Here is a 23,039-nt window from a genome sequence, read left to right as displayed (position 1 = left end):
CCCTGCGCCTTACGCGAAGGTCTTCTTGAAGGCCTGGATGGCGGATGCCAGTTCGCCTTCGGCGTCCTTGTCCATGGCCTTGTCGTTCTCCAGCTTGGCGAGCAGGGCGGCGTGCTTGTCCTTCAGGTAGGAATGCAGGCCGGATTCGAAGGCCAGGACCTTCTTGACGTCCACGTCGTCGAAGTAGCCCTTGTTCACGGCGTACAGCGACGCGGCCATCAGCGAGATGGGCAGCGGGCTGTACTGCGGCTGCTTGAGCAGTTCGGTCACGCGGGCGCCGCGGTCCAGCTGCTTGCGGGTGGCTTCGTCGAGGTCCGAGGCGAACTGGGCGAAGGCCGCGAGTTCGCGGTACTGCGCCAGGTCGGTACGGATGCCGCCGGAGAGGCTCTTGATCAGCTTGGTCTGGGCCGCGCCACCGACGCGCGACACCGAGATACCCGCGTTGATGGCGGGCCGGATGCCGGCGTTGAAGAGGCTGGTTTCCAGGAAGATCTGGCCGTCGGTGATCGAGATCACGTTGGTCGGAACGAAGGCGGACACGTCGCCGGCCTGAGTCTCGATGATGGGCAGCGCGGTGAGCGAGCCGGTCTTGCCCTTGACTTCACCCTTGGTGAAGGCTTCGACATAGTCGGCGTTTACGCGGGCGGCGCGCTCCAGCAGGCGGCTGTGGAGATAGAACACGTCGCCGGGATAGGCTTCACGGCCCGGCGGGCGGCGCAGCAGCAGCGAGACCTGGCGGTAGGCGACGGCCTGCTTGGACAGGTCGTCATAGATGATGAGCGCGTCCTGGCCGCGGTCGCGGAAGTACTCGCCCATCGTGCAGCCCGAATAGGCCGAGACGTACTGCATGGCAGCCGACTCGGAGGCCGAGGCGGCCACGACGATGGTGTAGTCCATCGCGCCGGCCTGCTCCAGCGAGCGGACGATGTTCTTGATCGTGGACGCCTTCTGCCCGATGGCGACGTACACGCAGGTCATGTTCTGACCCTTCTGGTTGATGATCGCGTCGACGGCCACGGCGGACTTGCCGGTCTGGCGGTCGCCGATGATCAGCTCGCGCTGGCCACGGCCGATGGGGACCATGGAGTCGATGGACTTGAGGCCCGTCTGCACCGGCTGGTCCACCGATTTACGGGCGATAACGCCGGGCGCGACCTTCTCGATGACGTCCGTGAGCTTGGCGTTGATGGGGCCCTTGCCGTCGATGGGCTGGCCCAGGGCGTTGACCACGCGGCCGATGAGTTCGGGGCCGACGGGCACTTCCAGGATGCGGCCCGTGCACTTGACGGTGTCGCCTTCGGAGATGTGCTCGTACTCGCCCAGGATCACGGAGCCGACGGAGTCACGCTCGAGGTTCAGCGCCAGGCCGTAGGTCGGCTGGCCGCCGGGCGTGGGCGGGAATTCCAGCATCTCGCCGGCCATGGCATCGGACAGGCCGTGGATGCGGACGATGCCGTCGGTCACGGAGATGACGGTGCCCTGGTTGCGGATGTCGGCGCTGGCACCCAGGCCCTCGATCCGGCTCTTGATCAGTTCGGAGATTTCAGCGGGATTGAGTTGCATGACTCTTTCCTTTGGTAAGGGTTGCGGGCTGCGAGCGGCACGTGGCGGCCCGTGGGATCAGGCCGTGAGGGCGGCTTTCATCTGTTCGAGGCGGGCCTTGACCGAGGTGTCGAGCACCTCGTCGCCGACCACCACGCGGATGCCGCCGATGAGCGAAGGATCTTCCTGGACCTGCAGGTTCAGGCGGCGGCCGAAGCGCTTTTCAAGCGCCGCGCCGATGCCGGCCAGCGCATCGCCCGAGATGGGGAAGGCGCTGAACACGATGGCATCGCGGCTGCCGCCCTGCGCGTTGCACAGGGCGCGGTACTGCGCGGCGATCTCGGGCAGGGCCGCAAGGCGGCCGTTCTCGACGACCGTGCGCAGAAAGTTCTGCGCGTGCACGGGCAACTGGACCTTGGCCACACCCGTGATCACGTCCAGCACCTGCTGGTCGCTGACCTTCGGGTTCGCCGCGAAATCCAGCAGCTGCGGGCTGCCGGCGACCGAGGCCAGGGCATCCAGCCACTGGCCCGTGGCCTCACGGTCGTTCGCAGAAGCCTGGAACAGCGCCTCGGCGTACGGCCGGGCGATGGTGGCGAGTTCAGCCATGGCGGGTCCTTCGCGTTACAGCTCGTTCTTGAGGCGGTCCAGCAGGTCCGCGTGGACGCTGGCATTGACCTCGCGGCGCAGGATCTGCTCAGCGCCCTTGACGGCGAGTGCAGCCACCTGGGCGCGCAGGGCCTCGCGGGCACGCACCGCCTGCTGCTCGGCCTCGGCCTGGGCGGCGGCGATGATCTTGTTGCCTTCATCGTTGGCGCGGGCCTTGGCTTCCTCGACGATGGCCTGGGCGCGACGCTCGGCGTCGGCACGCAGGGCCGCGGTCTCGTTGCGGGCGCGGCCGAGTTCTTCCTCGACGCGACGGTCGGCGGCAGCGAGGTCGGCCTTGGCCTTGTCAGCGGCGGCCAGACCCTCGGCGATCTTGCGGGCGCGCTCGTCCAGCGCCTTGGTGATCGGCGGCCAGATGAAACGCATCGTGAACCACACAAGGATCGCAAAGACGATCGCTTGCAGGATCAGGGTCGCGTTGATGTTCACGGAACGGTCCTTTCCGTCGTGACCGGGCGTGCGCCGATCAGGCCAGAACGAAGGGGTTGGCGAAGGCGAACAGCAGGGCGATGGCCACGCCGATCAGGAAGGCCGCGTCGATCAGGCCGGCCAGAATGAACATCTTGGTCTGCAGCTCGTTCATCAGCTCAGGCTGGCGGGCGGAGGACTCGAGGTACTTGCCGCCCATGAGCGCGATGCCGATCGAGGCGCCGATCGCGCCGAGGCCGACGATGATGCCGCAAGCCAGCGCGACGAGACCGAGGATGTTTTCCATGATTGCTCCTGTTTAGAAAGTGGAAAAGGAAAGGGAAAGGGAAACTCGCGGATCCGATCAGTGCGCGTCGTGGGCCTGGCCGACGTAGATGAGCGTCAGCATCATGAAGATGAAGGCCTGCAACGTGATGATCAGGATGTGGAACAGCGTCCAGACGGTGCCCGCGACCACGTGCCCGATGGCCAGGCCGATGCCCGTAGCCGAGAGCGTGAACGCGCCACCCATCAGCGCGATGAGCATGAACACCAGCTCGCCCGCGAACATGTTGCCGAACAGTCGCATGCCGTGCGAGACCGTCTTGGCGACGAACTCGATGATCTGCATGAGGAAGTTGAACGGCCACAGCAGCGGGTGGGCACCGAAAGGCGCGGTGAAGAGCTCATGCGTCCAGCCGCCGAGTCCCTTGATCTTGATGTTGTAGAAGAAGCACAGGAGCAGCACGCTGACCGACAGGCCCAGCGTCGTGGACAGGTCGGCCGTGGGCACGACCCGCATGTAATCCTTGAAGCCGAGCGCGGGGCCGGCGGCATGCCAGGCCTGGGGAATCAGGTCCACGGGCAGCATGTCCATGAAGTTCATCAGGAAGATCCAGACGAACACGGTGAGCGCCAGCGGCGAGACGAGCTTGCGGCTCTTTTCGTTGTGGATGACGCCCTTGGCCTGGGTCTCCACCATCTCGGCCAGGATCTCGACCGCGGCCTGGAACCGTCCCGGCACGCCCGAGGTGGCACGGCGGGCGCCGCGCCAGAGGATGAAGCAGCCGATCACCCCCAGCACCAGCGAATAGAACACCGAGTCCAGGTTGAAGACGCTGAAGTCGATGATGCTGGTCTGCGTGACGCTCTCGAACTGGAAGTTCTTCTGCAGATGCTGCAGGTGGTGCTGGATGTACTCGCCTGCGGTCGGTGCGTTTTCGGCAGCCATGAGTCGTCTAGTTCCAAGTTCTTCGTTGCGGGCGCCGCGCGAACGCGAACGCCACCCAGTACATCTTTGTCGCCAGGATCACCCCGGCCAGCAGCGCCAGCCAGTTCAGATCCGGCACCAGCTTCGGCGCGGCGGCGAGCAGCGCCACCGACAAGCCGACCTTCACCAGCTCCCATGCCAGCACGCCGGCGCCGGCGGCGCGGCCCAGGGCACGCGCATACAAGGCCGCCGGAATCGCGATCGCCCAGGCCCCGTAGAGCACAGACGCCGCGATGCCCCAGCGGCCCGACACACCCCCGGCAACGCCTGCCACGAGCAGTCCGATGCCAAGTTGCGCCGCCACGATCCGCCAGGGCGACAGCCGCGGCAGTCGCTCCCGAAGCCGCTGCGCCTCCAGGGGCGAAAGCGGAACGAATTCAGGCTCGCCCTGCGCGTCGGGCCCGAAATCGGACCCGGCCTCAGGCTCATGGGCATCCCGGTCACCGGGGCGCGCGGGCAGCTGTCTCATCTGGTCTTCTCGTGAGGCGCTCTGCCGCGCAGCAGGGCCCTGAATTTCACAAAGCCTCCGATTATAGGGAGAAACCCCGGCGGTTCCGCCAGCTCAGCGGTCCTTGCTCATGCAGCATCCCCCTGCCCGCGCGCGGACCCTCGCCGCGCGCCACAATGCCGAAGCCATGAGCCGTCACGCGTCCCGCCATCCCCACCGCAACTCCGAGAGAAGCCTGTGGCGCCGCATGCGGCACTCGCTGGGCAAGCGCATGCCGGAGCGCGACGTCCTCGCGGGACATCCCATGCTGCGCCCGCTCGCCCGCCACGTGCTCGCGCCGTGGCTGTGGCACCTGCAGCACGAATCCGTGGCGCGCGGCGTCGCCATCGGCTTCTTCTGGGCCTTCGTGATGCCGCTCGGACAGATCCCCATCGCGGTGGCCCACTGCATCTGGTGGCGGGCCAACATCCCGCTGTCCGTCGCCGCCACGCTGATCACCAACCCGCTCACGCTGGGCTTCTGGCTGTGGCTGTCCTACCGCATCGGAACCCTGTTCGTGAGCGCGCCGCCGCTGGTCATGCCGCGCCAGGGCACGAGCCTTCTGACCTGGATGCAGGACGTGGGCACGCCGGTGGTCCTGGGCATGGGCCTGCTCGCGGTGATGTTCTCCCTGGGCTCCTATGCCCTGATCAAGCTGGCGTGGCGGCTGCGGGTCGTGCTGCACCTGCGCCAGCGGCGCCTGCGTCGCCGAGGCCGCGACCTGTGAAAGCCACGGACCTGCCGCCGCTGCCCTGTTTCCTGGACGGGGAGTTCACGGTGCTGTCCGAAGCACGCGTGAGCGTGATGGACCGCGGCTTCATCTTCGGCGACGGCGTGTACGAGGTGGTGCCGCTCTATGGAGGCCGGCCGTTCCGGTTCGCCGAGCACATGGCGCGCCTGCGGCGCAGCCTGGCCGCCGTCCGGATCCCCAGCCCCCTCCCGCCGGAGGAATGGCTGTCGGTCATCGAGCGGCTGGCACGCTCCCTTCCGGACGAGCGCGACCTGCTTGCCTACCTGCAGGTGACCCGGGGTGTCGCATTGCGCGACCACGCCATGCCCAAGGACATCGAGCCGACCGTGTTCGCCATGGTGAGCCGCTTCAACCCGGTGCCCGAGCCCGCCCGCCGCGACGGCGTGCGCTGCGTCACCGCAGCGGACTTCCGCTGGGAGAAGGCCAACATCAAGAGCACGAGCCTGCTGGGCTCCGTCATGGCGCGGCAGATCAGCGTGGACGCCGGCGCGGCCGAGACGATCATGTTCCGCCATGGCTACCTGAGCGAGGCGGCCGCCTCCAACGTATGGATCGTGCGGGGCGGCACCGTGATGGGCCCGCCGCCCGACCACCTGCTGCTCGAAGGCATCCGCTACGGCCTCATCGAATCGCTGTGCCGCGAGGCCGGCATCGCCTTCGAGCTGCGGCGCATCAGCCTCTCGGAGGTGTTCCGCGCCGACGAGGTTTTCCTGTCCTCCGCCACGCGCGAGGTACTGGCCGTCACGCGGCTGGACGGGCAGGCCATTGGAAGCGGGCGGCCCGGCCCCATCTACGACAAGCTGTACGCGCTCTACCAGCGCGCCAAGCAGTCCGGCACACCTTCATGACTACGCCCACCTCCCCGAACACGCGCACCGATTCGCTGATCGAGTACCCCTGCCGTTTCCCCATCAAGGTGATGGGCGCCAAGGTGGAAGGCTTCGTCGAGGCCATCACCATGGTGGCCGGCCACTTCGACCCGCAGTTCGACCCCGCCAGCGTGGAGCTGCGGGACAGCCGCGGCGGCAACTACCTGGGCATCACCATCACGGTGACGGCCACCAGCCGCGAGCAGCTGGACGAGCTCTATCGCACCTTGTCCACGCATCCGCTGGTCAAGGTCGTGCTCTGACGATGCAGCGGCGCCTGCTCGGCCGCGTCGAGTACCTGCCGACCTACGAGGCCATGCAGGCCTTCACGGCGTCCCGCGACGAGGCCACGCCCGACGAGCTCTGGCTGTGCGAGCACCCGCCCGTCTATACCCAGGGGCTGGCCGGGCGCGCCGAGCACGTGCTGGCCGCGGGCGCCATCCCGGTGGTGCAGACCAACCGGGGCGGACAGGTCACGTTCCACGGTCCCGGCCAGGTGGTGGCCTATCCCCTGGTGGACCTGCGCCGCGCGGGCTACTTCGTCAAGGAATTCGTCTATCGCATCGAAGAGGCCGTGCTGCGCACCCTGGCCCACTACGGCGTGACCGGCCACCGCGTGGCCGGCGCGCCGGGCATCTACGTGCGCCTGGACGATCCGTTCTCGCACCAGGCCCTGGCCGGGCCGGCCCACCCTCACGACCCGTTCCGCGGCCTGGGCAAGATCGCCGCGCTGGGCGTGAAGGTCAGCCGCCACTGCAGCTACCACGGCGTGGCGCTGAACGTGGCCATGGACCTGGAACCCTTCTCGCGCATCGACCCGTGCGGCTACGCCGGCCTGCGGACGGTCGACCTTTCTACAATCGGCGTCTCCACCCCCTGGCACGAGGCGGCGCACCTGCTGGGCCAGAAGCTCGAGGGTTTGCTCGCCGCCTGAACTCCTCCGCCCATGAGCTCGAACCCTGTCGTCCGCGAGGCCCAAGGCCTCGATACCTACAACCCCTCGGCCAAGCAGAAGGCCGCGGCCAAGCTGTCGCGCATTCCGGTGAAGGTCGAGCAGGCCGAGGTGCTGAAGAAGCCCGACTGGATCCGCGTGCGCGCGGGCTCGCCCACCACGCGCTTCTACGAGATCAAGCAGATCCTGCGCGAAAGCCACCTGCACACGGTGTGCGAGGAAGCGTCCTGCCCCAACATCGGCGAATGCTTCGGCAAGGGCACGGCCACCTTCATGATCATGGGCGACAAGTGCACGCGCCGCTGCCCCTTCTGCGACGTGGGCCATGGCCGGCCCGACCCCCTGGATGCGCAGGAGCCCGAGAACCTGGCCCGCACCATCGCCCGGCTCGGCCTCAAGTACGTGGTCATCACCAGCGTGGACCGGGACGACCTGCGCGACGGCGGCAGCCAGCATTTCGTCGACTGCATCCGGCGCACGCGAGAGCTTTCGCCGGCCACCACCATCGAGATCCTGGTGCCGGACTTCCGCGGCCGCGACGACCGCGCGCTGGAGATCCTGCGGGCCGCGCCGCCGGACGTGATGAACCACAACCTGGAGACCGTGCCGCGCCTGTACCGCGAGGCGCGCCCGGGCTCCGACTACGCCTTCAGCCTGCAGCTGCTGCGCAAGTTCAAGGCCCTGCATCCGCAGGTGCCGACCAAGAGCGGCCTGATGGTCGGCCTGGGCGAGACCGACGAGGAGATCCTGCAGGTCATGCGTGACATGCGGGCCCACGACATCGACATGCTCACCATCGGCCAATACCTGGCCCCGAGCAGCTCGCACCTCCCGGTGCGGCGCTACGTGCACCCGGACACCTTCAAGATGTTCGAGCAGGAGGCCTACGCCATGGGCTTCAGCCATGCCGCCGTGGGCGCCATGGTCCGCTCGAGCTACCACGCGGACCAGCAGGCCCACGCGGCGGGCGTGGCCTGAGCCGCGCCGCGGCCCCGCGCCAGGCATGCTGTCCGGGCCCAACCTGCATGCGCTGGGCGCCATCGCGCTGTGGTCGCTGCTGGCCACGCTGGGCCTGCAGCTTGCGCACCTGCCCCCTTTTCTCCTGACCGGCATCGCCCTGGTGATCGGCAGCGTGCCGACCTGGCCACTGCTGCGGCACTGGCGCGTGCCCCTGCGCACGCTGGCCCTGGGCGTCTATGGCCTGTTCGGCTTCCACTTCCTGCTGTTCATCGCCCTGCGCACCGCGCCGCCGGTGGAGGCCAACCTCGTCAATTACCTCTGGCCCCTGCTGATCGTGGTGCTTTCGCCGCTGTTCCTGCCCGGCATGCGGCTGCGGCTCGCGCACGGGGTGGCCGCCGTACTGGGATTCACCGGCGCGGCCATCGCCATCCTGGGCGGTGCGGGCACGGTGGCGGGCGCCTGGTCCTGGGGCTACGTGCCGGCGCTGGGCTCGGCGTTCATCTGGGCCAGCTACTCGCTGGCCACCCGGCGCGTGCCGCCGTTCCCGACGGCCGCCGTGGGCCTCTTCGGCCTGGTCTCGGGACTGCTGTCCCTGGCCTGCCATGCCGTGCTGGAAGCGCCGGCCACACTCACCCCGCGCGACGGCCTGCTGCTGGCCCTGATGGGGCTGGGCCCGCTCGGCGCGGCCTTCCTCCTGTGGGACAAGGCGCTGAAGTCGGGCGACGCCCGGCAGATCGGCATCCTGAGCTACCTCACGCCACTGGCCTCCACCGCCTGCCTGCTGCTGGCCACCGGGCGCAGCCCGAGCGCCTCGGTGGCGCTGGCGGCCATCCTGGTGATTGGTGCGGCCGTGCTCGGAACACGCGCGAGCCGCCCCGAGGCGGCCGGTGCGCAGCCCGGCGCGGCCTGACCCGACAGATTCAGTCCAGCAGCTGCGACGGCTCCTCGGCTTCCAGCACGCGCTGCGCCCAGGGCGCGAGCCGCGCCGCATCCGAGCGCAGCACTTCCTGCTTGACCGCCAGGATCTGCGCCGGGTGCATGGAGAAGCTGCGCAGGCCCAGGCCCAGCAGCAGGCGGGTCAGCGCCGTGTCGCCCGCCATCTCGCCGCAGACGCTGACCGGCTTGCCCTGCGCCGCGCCCTCGGCGATGGTCTGCGCCACCAGGCGCAGCACCGCCGGGTGGCAGGGGTCGTACAGATGCGCCACCGACTCGTCCGCGCGGTCGATGGCGAGGGTGTACTGCGTCAGGTCGTTGGTGCCGATGGAGAGGAAGTCGAAGTACTTGAGGAAGGTCTTGAGCGTGAGGGCCGCCGCCGGGATCTCGATCATGGCGCCGATGTCCACCGGCCCGTGGGCGACGCCGCGGCCGTCGAGCTCGGAGCGGGCGTAGTCGATCAGCGAGAGGGTCTGCCGTATCTCGCTCACGTGCGCGAGCATCGGGATCAGCATGTTCACCTTGCCGTAGGCGGCCGCGCGCAGGATGGCGCGCAGCTGGGTGAGGAACATGGCCGGCTCGGCCAGGCTCCAGCGGATGGCGCGCAGGCCCAGCGCCGGATTGAGGTGGGCCGCGTCGCGGCGCGTGTCGTCCAGCGGCTTGTCGGCCCCCACGTCGATGGTGCGGATGGTCACCGGCAGGCCCTGCATGCCGTCCACCGCGCGCCGGTAGGCCAGGTACTGCTCCTCCTCGTCCGGCAGGTGGCCCTGCCGGCCCATGAACATGAATTCGCTGCGGAACAGGCCGACACCGACCGCGCCGGCGGCCAGCGCGCCGGCAGCGTCCTCGGGCTGCTCGATGTTGGCCAGCAGCTCGATCTTCTGCCCGTCCAGCGTCACGGCCGGCGTGTGGCGCAGGCGGGAGAGGCGCCCGCGCTCCAGTTCGGCCTGGCGCTGCTTGAACCCGTACTCGGCCAGGATGATGGGCGAGGGATCGACGATCACCACGCCGGCGTCGCCGTCGATGATGACCCAGTCGTCCTGGCGCACCAGGTGACTGGCGCTGCGCGAACCCACCACCGCGGGAATGTCCATGCTGCGCGCGACGATGGCGGTGTGCGAGTTGCGGCCGCCCACATCGGTGACGAAGCCGGCGAAGACGCTCTGCTTGAACTGCAGCATGTCGGCCGGCGACAGGTCGTGCGCGATCAGCACCAGCGGCACGTCCACCGTGCCTTCGAGCAGCAGGTCCTGCTGGCGGCCCTGCGAGGCGCGACGCGGCGGCGCCGCCACTGGCGAGGCCACGCCTTTCATGTAGCGGAGCACGCGTTCGGCCACCTGCTCCAGGTCCGCCTTGCGCTCGCGCAGGTACTCGTCCTCCATCTCGTCGAACTGGCGCGAGAGGGCTTCGAGCTGCGTGGTGAGGGCCCACTCGGCGTTGTAGAGGCGCTCGGTGATCCAGTGCCGCACGCCGTCGATGAGGTCCTGGTCCTGCAGCAGCATGAGGTGCACGTCAAGGAGCGCGGTGAGCTCGTGCGGAGCCTCCTTCGGCCCCATGGCCACGATGGTCTGCTGCAGCCGCCGGATCTCGTCGGCCACGGCATCGCGCGCGCTGCGCAGGCGGGCGATCTCCTCCTCCACCTGCGAGGCCTCAATGAAGTAGTGCGCCACGTCGACGCGGCCGGCCATGATCACGGCGCGCCCGATGGCAATGCCGCGTGCGACCGGAAGTCCGTGGATGGCGAAGGTCATGGGGCGGTCCGCTTCATTCGCCTTCGCCGAACTTGTCGTGGATGAGCGCCAGCAGCGCGTCCATGGCCTCCTGCTCGCGCGGACCGTCGGTTTCCACCGTCACCTCGCTGCCCAGGCCGGCCGCCAGCATCATCACGCCCATGATGCTCTTGGCGTTGACCCGCCGCTCGCCCTTGGCGAGCCAGACCTCGCAGGGATAGGCACCCGCCAGTTTGGTGAGCTTGGCCGAGGCGCGCGCATGCAGTCCGAGCTTATTGCTGATGCTGGTCGTGTTCTTGATCATGTTTTCGAAGCGTCTGGTTCTGCGGCGCCACGTTGGCCACCTGCATCACGCCTTGCGTCCCCCCGGTCACGGCCCGGGCCACCAGGGCCTCGAGCGGCTCGTGCCGGTAGCTCACGCTGCGCAGCAGCATGGGGAGGTTCACGCCGGTGACCAGGCGCGATCGCGCGCCGTCCACCAGCTTCTGGGCCACGTTGCTGGGGGTGGCGCCGAAGATGTCGGTGAGCACGAGAACGCCGCGAACCTGGGGCACGTGCATCAGCTGCTCCAGCGCGATGCGCGCCGTCGCCAGCGTTTCTTCCGGGGACAGGTTGGGTTGCACGTCGATCGCCGCCACCTGCGCCGCGCAGTCGGGAAAGACGTGCAGCGCGCACTCGCGCAGCGCGTGCGCGAGCGGCGCGTGCGCAATGATCAGGATGGCGTTCATTGGCGGGGATTATCTGGTGCGCGGCGGACGAAGAACACCCAGGCGCCGATGCTGCAGGCGAGGAAGACCGCCAGTGCGGCGCGAAAGCGACTCACCTCGGACAGGCCGAGCCGCTCGAAGCCGTCGATCAGCAGGCCCACGCCCCACTGCACCGCGAACACGCCGGCGAAGATGACCAGGTTGTAGGCCGACAGCGCCCGTCCGGCCAGCGCCGGCGCAAACGCCATCCCGACCGCCGGCTGGGCCAGCGAGAGGAAGGTGGAAGTCACGCAGAAGAACGCCCAGGCGCCGGCTCCGGCGGCGGGCCCGGCCGTGATGATGGCACCCATCGCCACGAAGCTCAGCGGCATGCCCCAGGTGATGAGCCGGTCCGTGTTCCAGCCGCTGGCGGCCAGGCGCGGATTGAACAAACCCCAGCTCCAGAAGGCCACGAGCATGGACACGTTGATGACGAACAGCCCGCTCGCGGACTCCAGCGGCTCGTGGCCCGCCACCCGCACCAGCCACGGCCCGATCCAGAGCGTCTGCATGGCCAGCATGCCGCCGTAGCTGAAGAAACCGACGGGCGCCATGCGGCGGAAATAGGGGTGACGCCAGACTTCGCGGTAGCTGCCCTGCGCCGGCGCCGCGCCACGCTCGGACCAGCGCGGCACGCGCAGCGCGATCAGGACCATGCAGACCACGAGCAGCGCCGCCAGCACCCAGAACACCGGCCGCCAGCCCACCCGGGGCACCAGCCACTGCACCGGCAGCGTGGAGGCCACCATGCCGAGCGAGCCCGTCATCAGCATCCAGGAGTTGGCGCGCAGCTGCATCTGGGGCGACAGCCAGCGGCGGAAGCCGGTCAGGGGCGCCATGAGGCAGGCGCCCAGGCCCACGCCGCACAGCACACGGGCCGCCAGCAGGTAGGTGAAATCCGAGGCCAGGGAAAACGCAAGGCAGCCGACCGCGGCGACGCCGAGGAAGCCGACCAGGACGTTGCGCGGACCGTGCGCGTCGAGCCAGCGGCCCAGCGGCAGCTGCGTCGCGGCGAAGCCGATGAAGTAGCCGCCCCCCAGCAGTCCGAGGTCGCGTGCGTGCAGCTCGAACTCGGCGGTGAGGGTCGGAGCCAGGGTCGCCGTCACGGCACGGACGAGGGCGGCGAAGAAATACGTGAACGCGAAGACCAGGAAGACCAGGACCGCGTCGCGGCGGGACAGCACCATATCTCGGCATTATCGAAGCGCGGGCTGCATGACAATGCCGGGCATGAACTCCCTGGATGGCATTCGCGTTCTGGACCTGTCACGGGTCCTCGCCGGTCCCTGGTGCACGCAGACCCTGGCCGATCTCGGCGCCGACGTGATCAAGATCGAGCGCCCCGGCGCGGGCGACGACACCCGCGCCTGGGGCCCGCCCTTCATGCCCGACGCGCAGGGCCAGGACACCCGCGAGGCGGCCTACTTCCTCGGCACCAACCGCAACAAGCGCTCGCTCACCTGCGACATCGCGGCGCCCGAAGGCCAGGCGCTGGTGCGCGAGCTGGTGGCGCGCTGCGACGTCTTCGTGGAGAACTTCAAGGTCGGCGACATGCAGCGCTACGGCCTGGACTGGGCGTCGCTGCGGTCCGTCAACCCGCGCCTGGTGTATTGCAGCATCACCGGCTTCGGCCAGACCGGCCCCTACCGGGAGCGCGCGGGCTACGACTACGCGGTGCAGGGCATGGGTGGCCTCATGAGCATCACGGGCGAGCGTGACGACCTGGGCGGCGGGCCGCAGAAGGTCGGCGTCGCGGTGGCCGACCTCTTCACCGGGCTGAACGCCACGGTCGCCATCCTCGCGGCCCTGCGGCACGCGGAGCGCACGGGCGAAGGACAGCACCTGGACATGGCGCTGCTGGACTCGCAGGTGGCCATGCTCGCCAACCTGGGCGCCAATTACCTGGTCAGCGGCAAGGTGCCCGGACGGGCCGGCAACGCGCACCAGAACATCGTCCCCTACCAGGTGTTCGAGGTGGCGCCGCAGGCCGACGGCTCGCCCGACCACATCATCCTGGCCGTGGGCAACGACGGCCAGTTCGGGCGCTTCTGCGAGCTGGCCGGCTGCCCGGAACTGGCGCGCGATCCGAGCTATGCGCGCAATGAGGACCGCGTGCGCCACCGCGCCACGCTGGTGCCGCAGCTGGCCACCGTCATGAAGCAGCGCGCCAAGGCCGACTGGCTGGCGGCACTGGAGCAGGCCAAGGTGCCCTGCGGGGCCATCAACAACCTGGCCGAGGTGTTCGACGATCCGCACGTGAACGCCCGCGGCATGGTGGACGCCTGGACGCATCCGCTGCAGCCCGGGCTGCGCCTGGTGGCCAGCCCGCTCAAGCTCGGTGCGACACCGGTGCGCAAGGACCGTCCTCCGCCCCTGCTGGGCCAGCACACCACCGAGGTATTGCGGGAGGTGCTGGGCTGGGAGCGCGGACGCATCGATGAACTCAAGGAACGCAAGGTGATCTGAATGGCGCAATACGTCCTGGTCCATGGCGCCTGGCACGGTGGCTGGTGCTGGCAACGCGTGGTGCAGCCGCTGGCGGCGGCCGGTCACCGCGTGCATGCCCCCACGCTCACCGGCCTGGGCGAGCGCAGCCACCTGCTGTCCTCCGCCATCACGCTGGAGACCCACATCGCCGACGTGATGGGCGTGATCGAGGCCGAGGAGCTGCAGGACGTGATCCTCGTCGTGCACTCCTACGCCGGCATGCTGGGCACGGCCGTGGCCGACCGCATGACCGCCCGGCTGCGGCGCCTGGTCTATGTCGATGCGGTGGTGCCGCGTCCCGGCGAGAGCTGGAGCAGCACGCATGCCGGCACCACGCGCGCGGCGCGCATCGCCTCGGCCGAGGCCTCGCCGGACTATGCCTTCGCGCCGCCCGATCCCCAGGTGTACGGGCTGTCCGGGGCGGACGCGCAGTGGCTCCAGCGGCGGCAGACGCCGCACCCCGGCCACACCTACACCGCCCCGCTCGCCTTCGACGCGGCGCGCGTGGGCCGCGTGCCGCGCACCTTCGTGAACTGCACCGCCCCGGCGCTGGCTACCATCGACGCGATCCGTCCGCGCGTGGTCGATGCGTCGTTCTGGAGCGGGCACTGGCTGCCGGGCTCGGACGTGGTCGAACTGAAGACGGGGCACGACCCCATGGTCAGCGCGCCCGCGCCCTTGTGCGAACTGCTCACACGCTACGCATGAGCGTGGGATTGACGTAGAGTTCGCGGCGAGGACGAGGAGCCGGGACGTGAACAACCCAACGATCAACCCCCCTGCGGCAGTCGCCGAGACTTCGGCCCCCAGCGGGCCCTTGGTGGCCGAGCTTATCGGCATCAGCCTGGCCGATCCGGTGACGCATCTGCGCGAGCTGGTGCAGGCCCTGCGGGCGCAATTGCCGCCGCAGTCGCGGCAGTTCGCCGAACTGGAGCTGTGCGCGCGGCAGCTGCACCGCGTGAGCGTGCAGAGCCAGCAGCTGGCGCGCGTCATGAAGGGGCGACTGCGGCAGTCGCACGAGCGGCTGTCGCTGCACGCCATCGTGCTGGACATCCTGGTGCAGGCCCACGGCGGCTTCAAGCAGCAGGGCATCCAGGTGCGGCAGCACCTGCGGCCGGTGGACGTGATCGTCGATCCGGGACTGCTGGTCGCTCTGGTGGAGACCCTGGTGGACTGGGGTGCCCAGCTGGGCCGTGAGCTGCAGGTGCGGCTGGAAGTGAAGAACTGGCCCGCGCACGCACTCCTGAGCCTGCGCGTGCTGGACCTGCGCACCGACGCCCACGGCGCCCTGCCCCTGGACAACCTGGCCTGGCAGCTCGTGGTCGAGACCGCCCGGTTGATGAACGTCACGGTCCGGCGCGAACTGGGCCAGGACGCCGCCCAGGCCAGCCTGGAGTTCTCGCGCACCGTGCGCCAGCTCTCGGGCATCACCGCCCTTGACGCGGAGCGACAGACCGGCGCGGACAGCTCGCAGCTGCAGTCGCAGTCAAGCCAATTGGCCGGACTGCGCGTGTTGCTCGTCAGCGACGACGTTCGCCTTCAACGCGAGGTCAAGTCGGTGTGCACCGAACTCGACCTGCGGCTCGAGGTGGCACTCACCGCCGCGCAGGGGTTCGAGATGAGTGAACTATCGCAGCCTTCCATGATCATTCTGGACGAGAGCCTGCGGACCGATTTCTTCGACGACTACCTGCAGCGGCTGATGCGCGAGCGCCTGCACTTCCACGCGGTGGAGGTCGCCGCCACCACCCACACGGGCTTCGAGATTTCCTCCTGGGACCAGACGACCGCGAGCCGCATCGGCCGCGACACCGTGAAGGAACAGCTCAAGACCGTGATCCTGCTTGAGCTCGGTCGCTGAAGCGGCCGACCGGAAGCCAGCGAGACAGAAAGAACACATCCATGAACAAGCGAATGCTGGGAGCTGCTGCCGTCGCGGTCGTCCTGGCCGCATCGGCCGGCGTGTACTTCGCCACCGGCCAGACCCCTGCGCCGGCCTCGCGCTTCGTGCTGCTGGACGGCTCCACCCAGACCACCGCCGACCTCAAGGGCAAGGTGACGCTGGTCAATTTCTGGGCCACCAGCTGCACCACCTGCGTGGCGGAAATGCCCGAGATCGCCTCCACCTACGAGAAGTACAAGGGCCGCGGCTACGAGACGGTGGCCGTTGCGATGAGCTACGACCCGCCGGCCTACGTGGTGAATTTCGCGCAGACGCGCAAGCTGCCCTTCAAAGTCGCCATCGACAACACGGGGGCCGTGGCCAAGGCCTGGGGCGACGTGCAACTCACGCCCACCAGCTTCCTGGTCAACAAGCGCGGCGAGATCGTCAAGCGCTATGTCGGCGCGCCGAATTTCGAGGAACTGCACCGGCTCATCGAAGAGCTGCTCGCCCAGGCCTGAAGGCAGGACGGCTTTGCGCACCGGGCGTGCGGCGATACACTGGCCCGTCCATCACTACGACCAGCCTTCGGTGGACGCAGTCCAGCTACCCCGGATCGACATCCTGCCGCCCGCGTCGCGCGACGATATCCACGCCGCTCGTGAACTCATCAGCGAGTACGCCGCGGACCTCGGCGTGGACCTGTGTTTCCAGCAGATCGACGAAGAGCTCGCAACCCTGCCGGGCGAATATGCGCCGCCGCGTGGCGCGCTGCTCCTGGCCTGCGTGGACGGCTCGCTCGCCGGCTGCTGCGCGCTCCGGCCGCTCGACAACTCGGACTATCCGAACGCTGCCGAGATGAAGCGCCTTTATGTGCGAAAGGCCTTTCGCGGCTTCGGCTTGGGCCGCCAGCTCGCCGAGGCGACCCTCGACGCGGCCCGGCAGCTCGGCTACGCCTGCGTACTGCTGGACACGCTCAGCGACATGGAGGCCGCCCGTGCCCTGTACGAGGACCTGGGCTTCGAGGACATCGCCCCCTACTATCACAACCCCATTGCGGGGGCGCACTACCTCAAGGTCGATCTCTGAAGAAGGGCTGAACGCGCCGTGCGGCGCGTTCGCTCGCGCTCAGGCCCGCGCCTGGGCCAGCAGCGTGTCGGCGTCGCTCACCTCGAACTTGCCCGGAGCCTCCACGTTGAGGGTCACCACGCGGCCGTCGCGCACCAGCATGGAGTAACGCCCGCTGCGCAGGCCCATGCCGCGCGCGGTGAGGTCCAGCGTCAGCCCGCAGGCCTTGGCGAACTCGGCCGATCCGTCGCCCAGCATGCGGACCTTGCCCTCGGTCTTCTGGTCACGCGCCCAGGCGCCCATCACGAAGGCGTCGTTCACGCTCACGCACCAGATCTCGTCCACGCCGGCCTGGCGCAGCGCATCGAAATGGCCGATGTAGCCGGGCACGTGCTTGGCCGAACAGGTCGGCGTGAAGGCACCCGGAAGGCCGAACAGGGCGATGGTCTTGCCGGCCGACGCCTTGGCCACGTCGACCGGGTTCGGGCCGATGCTGCAACCATTGCCTTCGACTTCCACGTACTCCTGCAGGGTGACGTTCGGGAGCGGATCTCCGATCTTGATCATGGGCTGGGTTTCCTGGTTGAGAAAGAAAAACGGCCCACATTGTGGGCCGTTTCGGGACAGGCTTGCCGGGGCGGGGAAATCAGACCGCGGCGGCCTTCTGGACCAGGCGCGTGGCGACCCAGTTCTTGGTCTTGGAGATCGGGCGGCTCTCGGTGATCTCGATCAGGTCACCGACGTGGAACTCGCCGTTCTCGTCGTGCGCGTGGTACTTGCTCGACTTGGCAACGATCTTGCCGTACAGCTCGTGCTTCACACGACGCTCGACCAGCACCGTCACGGTCTTGGCGCGCTTGTCGCTCACGACCTTGCCGACCAGGGTGCGCTTGAGGGAGGGTTTGGCTTCCGTCATGGTCACTCCTTACTTGGCCTCGGTCTCGGCGCGCTTCTGGGCCAGCAGGGTCTTGGCGCGCGCGATGTCGCGGCGCGTCACGCGCAGCGATGCCGTGTTGTTCAACTGTTGCGTGGCTTTCTGCATGCGCAGGCCGAAGTGGGCCTTCTGCAATTGCTTGACTTCGGCTTCCAGGCCGGCCACGTCTTTCTGGCGCAGTTCAGCAGTTTTCATCTTGTTCACTCCTGAATCAGGCGCCGATGGTGCGCGCGACGAACGTCGTGCGCAGCGGCAGCTTGGCCGCGGCCAGCTTGAAGGCTTCGCGGGCGAGTTCCTCGGGCACGCCGACGATCTCGTACAGCACCTTGCCCGGCTGGATCTCGGCCACGTAGTACTCCGGGTTGCCCTTGCCGTTGCCCATGCGGACCTCGGCCGGCTTCTGGGAGATGGGCTTGTCCGGGAACACGCGGATCCAGATGCGGCCACCACGCTTGACGTGGCGGGAGATCGCGCGACGCGCGGCCTCGATCTGGCGGGCCGTCAGACGGCCACGGTCCGTGGACTTCAGGCCGAAGTCACCGAAGGCCACCGAGTTGCCCCGGGTGGCGATGCCGGTGTTGCGGCCCTTCTGCTCTTTGCGGTATTTGCGGCGAGCGGGTTGCAGCATGTTTACTCTCCTTTGCCGTCGGGAGCGGGAGCACCCGGCGCGGCGACTTTGCGGACGCGCTTAACGGCAGATTTCGGTGCCTCGGCACCTGCGGTTGCTTCTTGCGGCTTGTCGCTGCCATCGGCGGGGGCCACGTTGCCCGCGCCGGCGGCGCTGCGACGCGGACCGCCACGGCGGTCGCCACCCGGACGATCACCCGGCCGGCCATCACGACGCGGGCCGCGCGGACGGCGCTCCTCGCCCTCGGGGCGCGGCGTGCTGTCCAGCGAAGGCGCGTCGCTGCGACCCAGCGTGTCACCCTTGTACACCCACACCTTGACGCCGATGACGCCGTAGGTGGTCTTGGCCTCGGAGAAGCCGTAGTCGATGTCGGCGCGCAGCGTGTGCAGCGGCACGCGACCTTCGCGGTACCACTCGGTGCGCGCGATCTCGATGCCGTTCAGGCGGCCGGCGGACATGATCTTGATGCCCTGGGCGCCCAGGCGCATGGCGTTCTGCATCGCGCGCTTCATGGCGCGGCGGAACATGATGCGCTTCTCGAGCTGCTGGGTGATGCTGTCGGCGATCAGCTGGGCATCGACTTCGGGCTTGCGCACTTCCTCGATGTTCACCGCCACCGGCACGCCCAGGCGCGTGGAGAGTTCCTTCTTCAGGTTCTCGATGTCCTCGCCCTTCTTGCCGATCACCACGCCCGGACGCGCCGAGTAGATGGTGATGCGGGCGCTCTTGGCCGGGCGCTCGATCAGCACGCGCGAGACCGCGGCGTTCTTCAGGCGCTTCTTGAGGTACTCGCGAACCTGGATGTCCTCGGCCAGCATGCCCGCGAAGTCGCGGTTGCTGGCATACCAGCGGCTGGCCCAGTTGCGGCTGACCGCCAGGCGGAAGCCGGTCGGATGGATTTTCTGTCCCATGTTCTTCCTGAGCCTTAGTTGCCGACGGTCACGTACACATGGCACGTGGGCTTGCTGATGCGGTTGCCCCGACCCTTGGCCCGCGCGGTGAAGCGCTTGAGCGTGGCGCCCTGCTCGACGTAGATGGTCTTGACCTTCAGCTCGTCGATGTCGGCACCGTCGTTGTGCTCGGCGTTGGCGATGGCCGACTCGAGCACCTTGCGCACGATGCCGGCGGCCTTCTTCTGGGTGAAGTTCAGGATGTTCAGGGCCTGGTCCACCTTCTTGCCGCGGATCATGTCCGCGACCAGGCGACCCTTGTCGACCGACAGACGGACGCCCCGAAGGACTGCACGTGTTTCCATGGTCTTTCCTTACTTCTTCTGGACTTTCTTGTCCGCGGGGTGACCCTTGAAGGTGCGCGTCAGGGCGAATTCGCCCAGCTTGTGGCCCACCATCTGGTCGGTGATGTAGACCGGCACGTGCTGCTTGCCGTTGTGCACGGCGATCGTCAGCCCGATGAACTCGGGCAGGATCATGGAGCGGCGCGACCAGGTCTTGATCGGCTTCTTGTCCTTGGTCGTCACGGCCTTGTCGGCCTTGTCGACAAGGTGCTGGTCAACGAAGGGACCTTTTTTGAGAGAACGAGCCATTGTTTCAGCCCCTTACTTCTTGCGACGCGACACGACGAAGACCTGCGTGCGCTTGTTGTTGCGGGTGCGGTAGCCCTTGGTGAGGTTGCCCCACGGGTCCACGGGCGCGCGGCCCTCGCCGGTGCGGCCCTCGCCGCCGCCGTGCGGGTGGTCGATCGGGTTCATGGCCACGCCGCGGACGGTCGGGCGGATACCCATGTGGCGCTTCACGCCGGCCTTGCCGAGCTGGCGCAGGCTGTGCTCCTCGTTGGCAACCTCGCCGATGGTGGCGCGGCACTCGATGTGGATGCGGCGCACCTCACCCGAACGCATGCGGACCTGGGCGTAGGTGCCTTCGCGCGCCAGCAGCGTCGCCGAAGCGCCGGCCGAGCGGGCGATCTGCGCGCCCTTGCCGGGCTGCAGCTCGATGCAGTGGATGGTCGAGCCCACCGGGATGTTGCGGATCGGCAGCGTGTTGCCGGCGCGGATGGGCGCCTCCGAACCGGAGACGATCTGCGCGCCCACTTCCAGGCCGCGCGGGGCGATCACGTAGCGACGCTCGCCGTCGGCATAGCACACCAGGGCGATGTGGGCCGTGCGGTTCGGGTCGTACTCGATGCGCTCCACCTTGGCGGGGATGCCATCCTTGTTGCGGCGGAAGTCCACCACGCGGTAGTGGTGCTTGTGGCCACCGCCCTTGTGGCGGGTGGTGATGCGGCCGTTGTTGTTGCGGCCGGACTTCTGGTGCTGGGGCTCCAGCAGCGGCGCGAAGCCTTCACCCTTGTACAGGTGGTCGCGCGTGACCTTGACCACGGCGCGCTGGCCGGGCGAGGTCGGTTTCATCTTGACGACGGCCATGGCTTACGCAGCCTCCCCAGAGAGATTGAGCTCCTGACCGGGCTTGAGCAGCACGTAGGCCTTGCGAACGTTGTCGCGGCGGCCCACCGAGCGGCCGAAGCGCTTGGTCTTGCCTTTGGTGTTGACCACGGAGACGCCCTTGACCTCGACCTTGAACATCAGTTCAACGGCGGCCTTGATCTCCGGCTTGGTCGCGTTCTGCAGCACCTTGAAGGTCACGGCGTTGGTCTTGTCCGCCACATGCGTCGCCTTCTCGGAGACGATGGGGGCGACCAGCACCTGCATCAGGCGGCCTTCATCGAACTTGCGTTCGGCGGGGGTGGGGTTCACACGGCTCATGCGAACATCTCCTTGAGCTTGTCGATGGCACCCTTGGTGACCAGCACCTTCTTGTAGTGCACCAGCGACAGCGGGTCGGCGTAACGGGGCTCGACGACGAGCACGTTCACCAGGTTGCGCGAGGCGAGGTACAGGTTCTCGTCCACCTCTTCGGCGATGACCAGGACGGAGTCCAGGTTCATGGCCTTGAACTTGGCGGCGAGCTGCTTGGTCTTGGGCGAATCCACCTTGAGGGACTCGACCACGGCCAGCCGGCCTTCACGGGCCAGCTGCGAGAAGATGGACGCCATGCCGGCGCGGTACATCTTCTTGTTGATCTTCTGGGTGAAGTTCTCTTCCGGGCTGTTCGGGAAGATGCGACCGCCGCCGCGCCACAGCGGCGAGGAGGTCATGCCGGCGCGCGCGCGGCCGGTGCCCTTCTGCTTGAACGGCTTCTTGGTCGAGTGCTTGACCTGCTCGCGGTCCTTCTGGGCGCGCGTGCCCTGGCGGGCGTTGGCCTGGTAGGCGACGACGATCTGGTGGACCAGGTCTTCGTTGTACTCGCGGCCGAAGACGGTCTCGGGCGCGTCGTAGGTGGACGCGGCCTGGCCCTGGTCGTTCAGGAGTTCGAGTTGCATCACTGGGCTCCCTTCGCCTTGGCCTTGACGGCCGGACGCACGGTCAGGAAACCGCCCTTGGCGCCAGGGGTGGCGCCCTTGATGAGCAGCAGCTGCATGGACTTGTCCTTGCCGGCGGCGGCGAACTTCTCTTCGATGCGGATCACTTCCAGGTTCTGGGTGGTGACGGTCACGTCGCCGAGGTGGCCGGACATCTTCTTGCCCGGGAACACGCGGCCCGGGTCCTGGGCCATGGAGATGGAGCCCGGGACGTTGTGCGAACGGCTGTTGCCGTGCGAGGCGCGCTGCGAGGCGAAGTTGTGGCGCTTGATCGTTCCGGCGAAGCCCTTGCCGATCGAGGTGCCCTGCACGTCGACCTTCTGGCCCACCGAGAACAGGTCCGCCACGGCAACGACGGCGCCCGCCGTGTACTTGGCGGCCGTCTCGGGGGTGACGCGGAATTCCTGGATGATCTCACCGGCTTCGACACCTGCCTTGGCGAGGTGGCCGGATTGCGGCTTGGTCACGCGCGAGGCCTTGCGCGAGCCGAAGGTGACCTGCAGGGCCACGTAGCCGTCGTTCTCTTCGGTCTTGACCTGGGTCACGCGGTTGTCGGACACATCCACCACCGTGACGGGCACTGCGTCCCCGTCGTCGGTGAAGAGGCGCATCATGCCCACCTTGCGGCCCAGCAACCCGAGGGAGTTGCTCAGACTCATGTTATTGCTCCAGAAGGTTCACCGCGGCCGCTTCAATTGGCTGCCGCGTTGCGATGTGAACTTGGGTTGAAAAATCTCGGGAACCACGCGCCCCGCAACCGGGGCCGCATCCAAAACGCGCACCCCTTCGAAAAAGGGCGCGCAATTTCGGCCGAGCCGGCGATTATAGGGCGCCTGCCTCAGGCCGCGCAAGGCCTTGGGCCCCAAGAGGCGCGGGCGCCGCTCCTGCAAGAACAAGGGCCTCCCGAAGGAGGCCCTTGTCATGGCGGTCACAAGCGGCTTATTGCAGCTTGATCTCGACGTCCACGCCCGCGGGCAGGTCGAGCTTCATCAGCGCGTCCACGGTCTTGTCCGTGGGATCGACGATGTCCATCAGGCGCTGGTGCGTGCGGATCTCGAACTGGTCGCGCGAGGACTTGTTCACGTGCGGCGAACGCAGGATGTCGAAGCGCTTCATGCGGGTCGGCAGGGGCACGGGGCCCTTGACGATCGCGCCGGTGCGCTTGGCGGTGTCGACGATCTGCTGGGTCGAGTCGTCGATCAGCTTGTAGTCGAAGGCCTTGAGGCGGATGCGGATCTTCTGCTGGGCCATTTGATTACTCCAGGATCTTGGCAACGACGCCGGCGCCGACGGTCTTGCCACCTTCGCGGATGGCAAAGCGCAGGCCTTCTTCCATGGCGATCGGGTTGAT

Annotated in this window: 34 protein-coding genes; 11 read left to right on the top strand and 23 right to left on the bottom strand. The window is 68.1% G+C overall.

Annotation, left to right across the window (positions count from 1 at the left end):
- Positions 1–9: 9 nt before the first annotated feature.
- Genes atpA through EZ242_RS21480 form a run of 6 tightly spaced genes read right to left on the bottom strand, consistent with a single transcriptional unit; the run spans position 10 to position 4,355 of the window.
- Positions 10–1,563, bottom strand: coding sequence for a F0F1 ATP synthase subunit alpha (atpA, locus tag EZ242_RS21505; RefSeq protein WP_135287257.1), 1,554 nt, complete (start codon positions 1,561–1,563; stop codon positions 10–12).
- A gap of 57 nt (positions 1,564–1,620) precedes the next feature.
- Positions 1,621–2,151 carry a F0F1 ATP synthase subunit delta gene (locus EZ242_RS21500; RefSeq protein ID WP_135287256.1) on the bottom strand — a complete coding sequence of 177 codons (531 nt, stop codon included), beginning with the start codon at positions 2,149–2,151 and terminating at the stop codon, positions 1,621–1,623.
- Between the two features lie 15 nt (positions 2,152–2,166).
- On the bottom strand, positions 2,167–2,637 hold the full coding sequence (locus tag EZ242_RS21495; RefSeq protein WP_135287255.1) for a F0F1 ATP synthase subunit B: 471 nt from the start codon (positions 2,635–2,637) through the stop codon (positions 2,167–2,169).
- A gap of 37 nt (positions 2,638–2,674) precedes the next feature.
- On the bottom strand, positions 2,675–2,923 hold the full coding sequence (gene atpE / locus EZ242_RS21490; RefSeq protein ID WP_135287254.1) for a F0F1 ATP synthase subunit C: 249 nt from the start codon (positions 2,921–2,923) through the stop codon (positions 2,675–2,677).
- Positions 2,924–2,980: 57 nt separating this feature from the next.
- Positions 2,981–3,847, bottom strand: a complete 867-nt coding sequence (gene atpB / locus EZ242_RS21485; RefSeq protein ID WP_135287253.1) for a F0F1 ATP synthase subunit A — start codon at positions 3,845–3,847, stop codon at positions 2,981–2,983.
- A 7-nt stretch (positions 3,848–3,854) separates the two neighbouring features.
- Entirely contained in the window at positions 3,855–4,355 is a 501-nt protein-coding gene (locus EZ242_RS21480) for an ATP synthase subunit I (protein WP_135287252.1), read from the bottom strand.
- Between the two features lie 166 nt (positions 4,356–4,521).
- Here EZ242_RS21480 and EZ242_RS21475 point away from each other — a divergent pair, with 166 nt between their 5' ends.
- Genes EZ242_RS21475 through EZ242_RS21450 form a run of 6 tightly spaced genes read left to right on the top strand, consistent with a single transcriptional unit; the run spans position 4,522 to position 8,815 of the window.
- Positions 4,522–5,100: a DUF2062 domain-containing protein gene (locus EZ242_RS21475; RefSeq protein WP_240787198.1), complete on the top strand. Its 579-nt coding sequence runs from the start codon at positions 4,522–4,524 to the stop codon at positions 5,098–5,100.
- Positions 5,097–5,972 (top strand): D-amino acid aminotransferase, encoded by an 876-nt coding sequence (locus EZ242_RS21470; RefSeq protein ID WP_420821265.1) that lies wholly within the window; start codon positions 5,097–5,099, stop codon positions 5,970–5,972. The genes EZ242_RS21475 and EZ242_RS21470 overlap by 4 nt, the downstream gene beginning before the upstream one ends.
- Positions 5,969–6,256, top strand: a complete 288-nt coding sequence (locus tag EZ242_RS21465; protein WP_135287251.1) for a YbeD family protein — start codon at positions 5,969–5,971, stop codon at positions 6,254–6,256. Before EZ242_RS21470 ends, EZ242_RS21465 begins: the two co-directional genes overlap by 4 nt.
- Positions 6,257–6,258: 2 nt before the next feature.
- A complete protein-coding gene (gene lipB / locus EZ242_RS21460; RefSeq protein WP_135287250.1) occupies positions 6,259–6,927 on the top strand; it encodes a lipoyl(octanoyl) transferase LipB in 669 nt (222 codons plus the stop codon).
- A gap of 12 nt (positions 6,928–6,939) precedes the next feature.
- The gene (lipA, locus tag EZ242_RS21455; RefSeq protein ID WP_135287249.1) at positions 6,940–7,923 is read left to right on the top strand and encodes a lipoyl synthase; all 984 of its coding nucleotides are present in this window, start codon (positions 6,940–6,942) and stop codon (positions 7,921–7,923) included.
- A 25-nt stretch (positions 7,924–7,948) separates the two neighbouring features.
- Positions 7,949–8,815 carry a DMT family transporter gene (locus EZ242_RS21450; RefSeq protein ID WP_135287248.1) on the top strand — a complete coding sequence of 289 codons (867 nt, stop codon included), beginning with the start codon at positions 7,949–7,951 and terminating at the stop codon, positions 8,813–8,815.
- A gap of 10 nt (positions 8,816–8,825) precedes the next feature.
- Here the strand turns inward: EZ242_RS21450 and ptsP are convergent, their stop codons facing one another.
- The 4 genes from ptsP to EZ242_RS21430 are packed head-to-tail and all read right to left on the bottom strand — an operon-like array spanning position 8,826 to position 12,501.
- Entirely contained in the window at positions 8,826–10,589 is a 1,764-nt protein-coding gene (ptsP, locus tag EZ242_RS21445) for a phosphoenolpyruvate--protein phosphotransferase (protein WP_135287247.1), read from the bottom strand.
- Between the two features lie 13 nt (positions 10,590–10,602).
- Positions 10,603–10,872 (bottom strand): HPr family phosphocarrier protein, encoded by a 270-nt coding sequence (locus tag EZ242_RS21440; RefSeq protein WP_135287246.1) that lies wholly within the window; start codon positions 10,870–10,872, stop codon positions 10,603–10,605.
- Positions 10,841–11,296 (bottom strand): PTS sugar transporter subunit IIA, encoded by a 456-nt coding sequence (locus EZ242_RS21435; protein ID WP_135287245.1) that lies wholly within the window; start codon positions 11,294–11,296, stop codon positions 10,841–10,843. The genes EZ242_RS21440 and EZ242_RS21435 overlap by 32 nt, the downstream gene beginning before the upstream one ends.
- Positions 11,293–12,501, bottom strand: a complete 1,209-nt coding sequence (locus EZ242_RS21430) for an MFS transporter (protein ID WP_135287244.1) — start codon at positions 12,499–12,501, stop codon at positions 11,293–11,295. Before EZ242_RS21430 ends, EZ242_RS21435 begins: the two co-directional genes overlap by 4 nt.
- A 43-nt stretch (positions 12,502–12,544) precedes the next feature.
- Between EZ242_RS21430 and EZ242_RS21425 the strand changes: the two genes are divergently transcribed.
- From EZ242_RS21425 to EZ242_RS21405, 5 genes are all read left to right on the top strand, one after another.
- Positions 12,545–13,780, top strand: coding sequence for a CaiB/BaiF CoA transferase family protein (locus EZ242_RS21425; protein WP_135287243.1), 1,236 nt, complete (start codon positions 12,545–12,547; stop codon positions 13,778–13,780).
- Positions 13,781–14,509, top strand: a complete 729-nt coding sequence (locus EZ242_RS21420) for an alpha/beta fold hydrolase (protein ID WP_135287242.1) — start codon at positions 13,781–13,783, stop codon at positions 14,507–14,509.
- 46 nt (positions 14,510–14,555) lie between these two features.
- Positions 14,556–15,662, top strand: a complete 1,107-nt coding sequence (locus EZ242_RS21415) for an ATP-binding protein (RefSeq protein ID WP_135287241.1) — start codon at positions 14,556–14,558, stop codon at positions 15,660–15,662.
- Positions 15,663–15,703: 41 nt separating this feature from the next.
- The gene (locus tag EZ242_RS21410; protein WP_135287240.1) at positions 15,704–16,204 is read left to right on the top strand and encodes a TlpA disulfide reductase family protein; all 501 of its coding nucleotides are present in this window, start codon (positions 15,704–15,706) and stop codon (positions 16,202–16,204) included.
- Positions 16,205–16,298: 94 nt separating this feature from the next.
- Positions 16,299–16,772 carry a GNAT family N-acetyltransferase gene (locus EZ242_RS21405; protein WP_420821266.1) on the top strand — a complete coding sequence of 158 codons (474 nt, stop codon included), beginning with the start codon at positions 16,299–16,301 and terminating at the stop codon, positions 16,770–16,772.
- Positions 16,773–16,811: 39 nt separating this feature from the next.
- Here EZ242_RS21405 and EZ242_RS21400 read toward each other — a convergent pair whose 3' ends face one another.
- The 13 genes from EZ242_RS21400 to EZ242_RS21340 all read right to left on the bottom strand — a co-directional run.
- On the bottom strand, positions 16,812–17,318 hold the full coding sequence (locus EZ242_RS21400; protein ID WP_135287238.1) for a peroxiredoxin: 507 nt from the start codon (positions 17,316–17,318) through the stop codon (positions 16,812–16,814).
- A 79-nt stretch (positions 17,319–17,397) separates the two neighbouring features.
- On the bottom strand, positions 17,398–17,667 hold the full coding sequence (rpsQ, locus tag EZ242_RS21395; RefSeq protein WP_135287237.1) for a 30S ribosomal protein S17: 270 nt from the start codon (positions 17,665–17,667) through the stop codon (positions 17,398–17,400).
- 9 nt (positions 17,668–17,676) lie between these two features.
- Positions 17,677–17,880: a 50S ribosomal protein L29 gene (gene rpmC / locus EZ242_RS21390; RefSeq protein WP_135287236.1), complete on the bottom strand. Its 204-nt coding sequence runs from the start codon at positions 17,878–17,880 to the stop codon at positions 17,677–17,679.
- 16 nt (positions 17,881–17,896) lie between these two features.
- Positions 17,897–18,313: a 50S ribosomal protein L16 gene (gene rplP / locus EZ242_RS21385; protein ID WP_135287235.1), complete on the bottom strand. Its 417-nt coding sequence runs from the start codon at positions 18,311–18,313 to the stop codon at positions 17,897–17,899.
- Between the two features lie 2 nt (positions 18,314–18,315).
- The gene (gene rpsC / locus EZ242_RS21380) at positions 18,316–19,224 is read right to left on the bottom strand and encodes a 30S ribosomal protein S3 (protein WP_135287234.1); all 909 of its coding nucleotides are present in this window, start codon (positions 19,222–19,224) and stop codon (positions 18,316–18,318) included.
- Between the two features lie 14 nt (positions 19,225–19,238).
- Entirely contained in the window at positions 19,239–19,568 is a 330-nt protein-coding gene (gene rplV / locus EZ242_RS21375; protein ID WP_135287233.1) for a 50S ribosomal protein L22, read from the bottom strand.
- Between the two features lie 9 nt (positions 19,569–19,577).
- The gene (gene rpsS, locus EZ242_RS21370; RefSeq protein WP_135287232.1) at positions 19,578–19,856 is read right to left on the bottom strand and encodes a 30S ribosomal protein S19; all 279 of its coding nucleotides are present in this window, start codon (positions 19,854–19,856) and stop codon (positions 19,578–19,580) included.
- Positions 19,857–19,868: 12 nt separating this feature from the next.
- Entirely contained in the window at positions 19,869–20,693 is an 825-nt protein-coding gene (gene rplB / locus EZ242_RS21365) for a 50S ribosomal protein L2 (protein WP_135287231.1), read from the bottom strand.
- A gap of 3 nt (positions 20,694–20,696) precedes the next feature.
- Positions 20,697–21,032 carry a 50S ribosomal protein L23 gene (rplW, locus tag EZ242_RS21360; RefSeq protein ID WP_135287230.1) on the bottom strand — a complete coding sequence of 112 codons (336 nt, stop codon included), beginning with the start codon at positions 21,030–21,032 and terminating at the stop codon, positions 20,697–20,699.
- Complete coding sequence (rplD, locus tag EZ242_RS21355; protein WP_135287229.1) at positions 21,029–21,649, bottom strand: 50S ribosomal protein L4; 621 nt, start codon at positions 21,647–21,649, stop codon at positions 21,029–21,031. Before rplD ends, rplW begins: the two co-directional genes overlap by 4 nt.
- Positions 21,649–22,347, bottom strand: coding sequence for a 50S ribosomal protein L3 (gene rplC, locus EZ242_RS21350; protein ID WP_135287228.1), 699 nt, complete (start codon positions 22,345–22,347; stop codon positions 21,649–21,651). Before rplC ends, rplD begins: the two co-directional genes overlap by 1 nt.
- Positions 22,348–22,627: 280 nt before the next feature.
- Complete coding sequence (rpsJ, locus tag EZ242_RS21345; protein WP_135287227.1) at positions 22,628–22,939, bottom strand: 30S ribosomal protein S10; 312 nt, start codon at positions 22,937–22,939, stop codon at positions 22,628–22,630.
- Between the two features lie 4 nt (positions 22,940–22,943).
- Positions 22,944–23,039, bottom strand: a 96-nt coding sequence (locus EZ242_RS21340) for an EF-Tu C-terminal domain-related protein (protein ID WP_476705496.1), incomplete at its 5' end; no start/stop codon positions are given.

The organism is Ramlibacter rhizophilus, assembly GCF_004681965.1.
Lineage (GTDB): Bacteria > Pseudomonadota > Gammaproteobacteria > Burkholderiales > Burkholderiaceae_C > Ramlibacter > Ramlibacter rhizophilus.
Note: the sequence above shows the minus strand (reverse complement) of the source record. Positions and strands in the feature narration are given on the sequence as shown.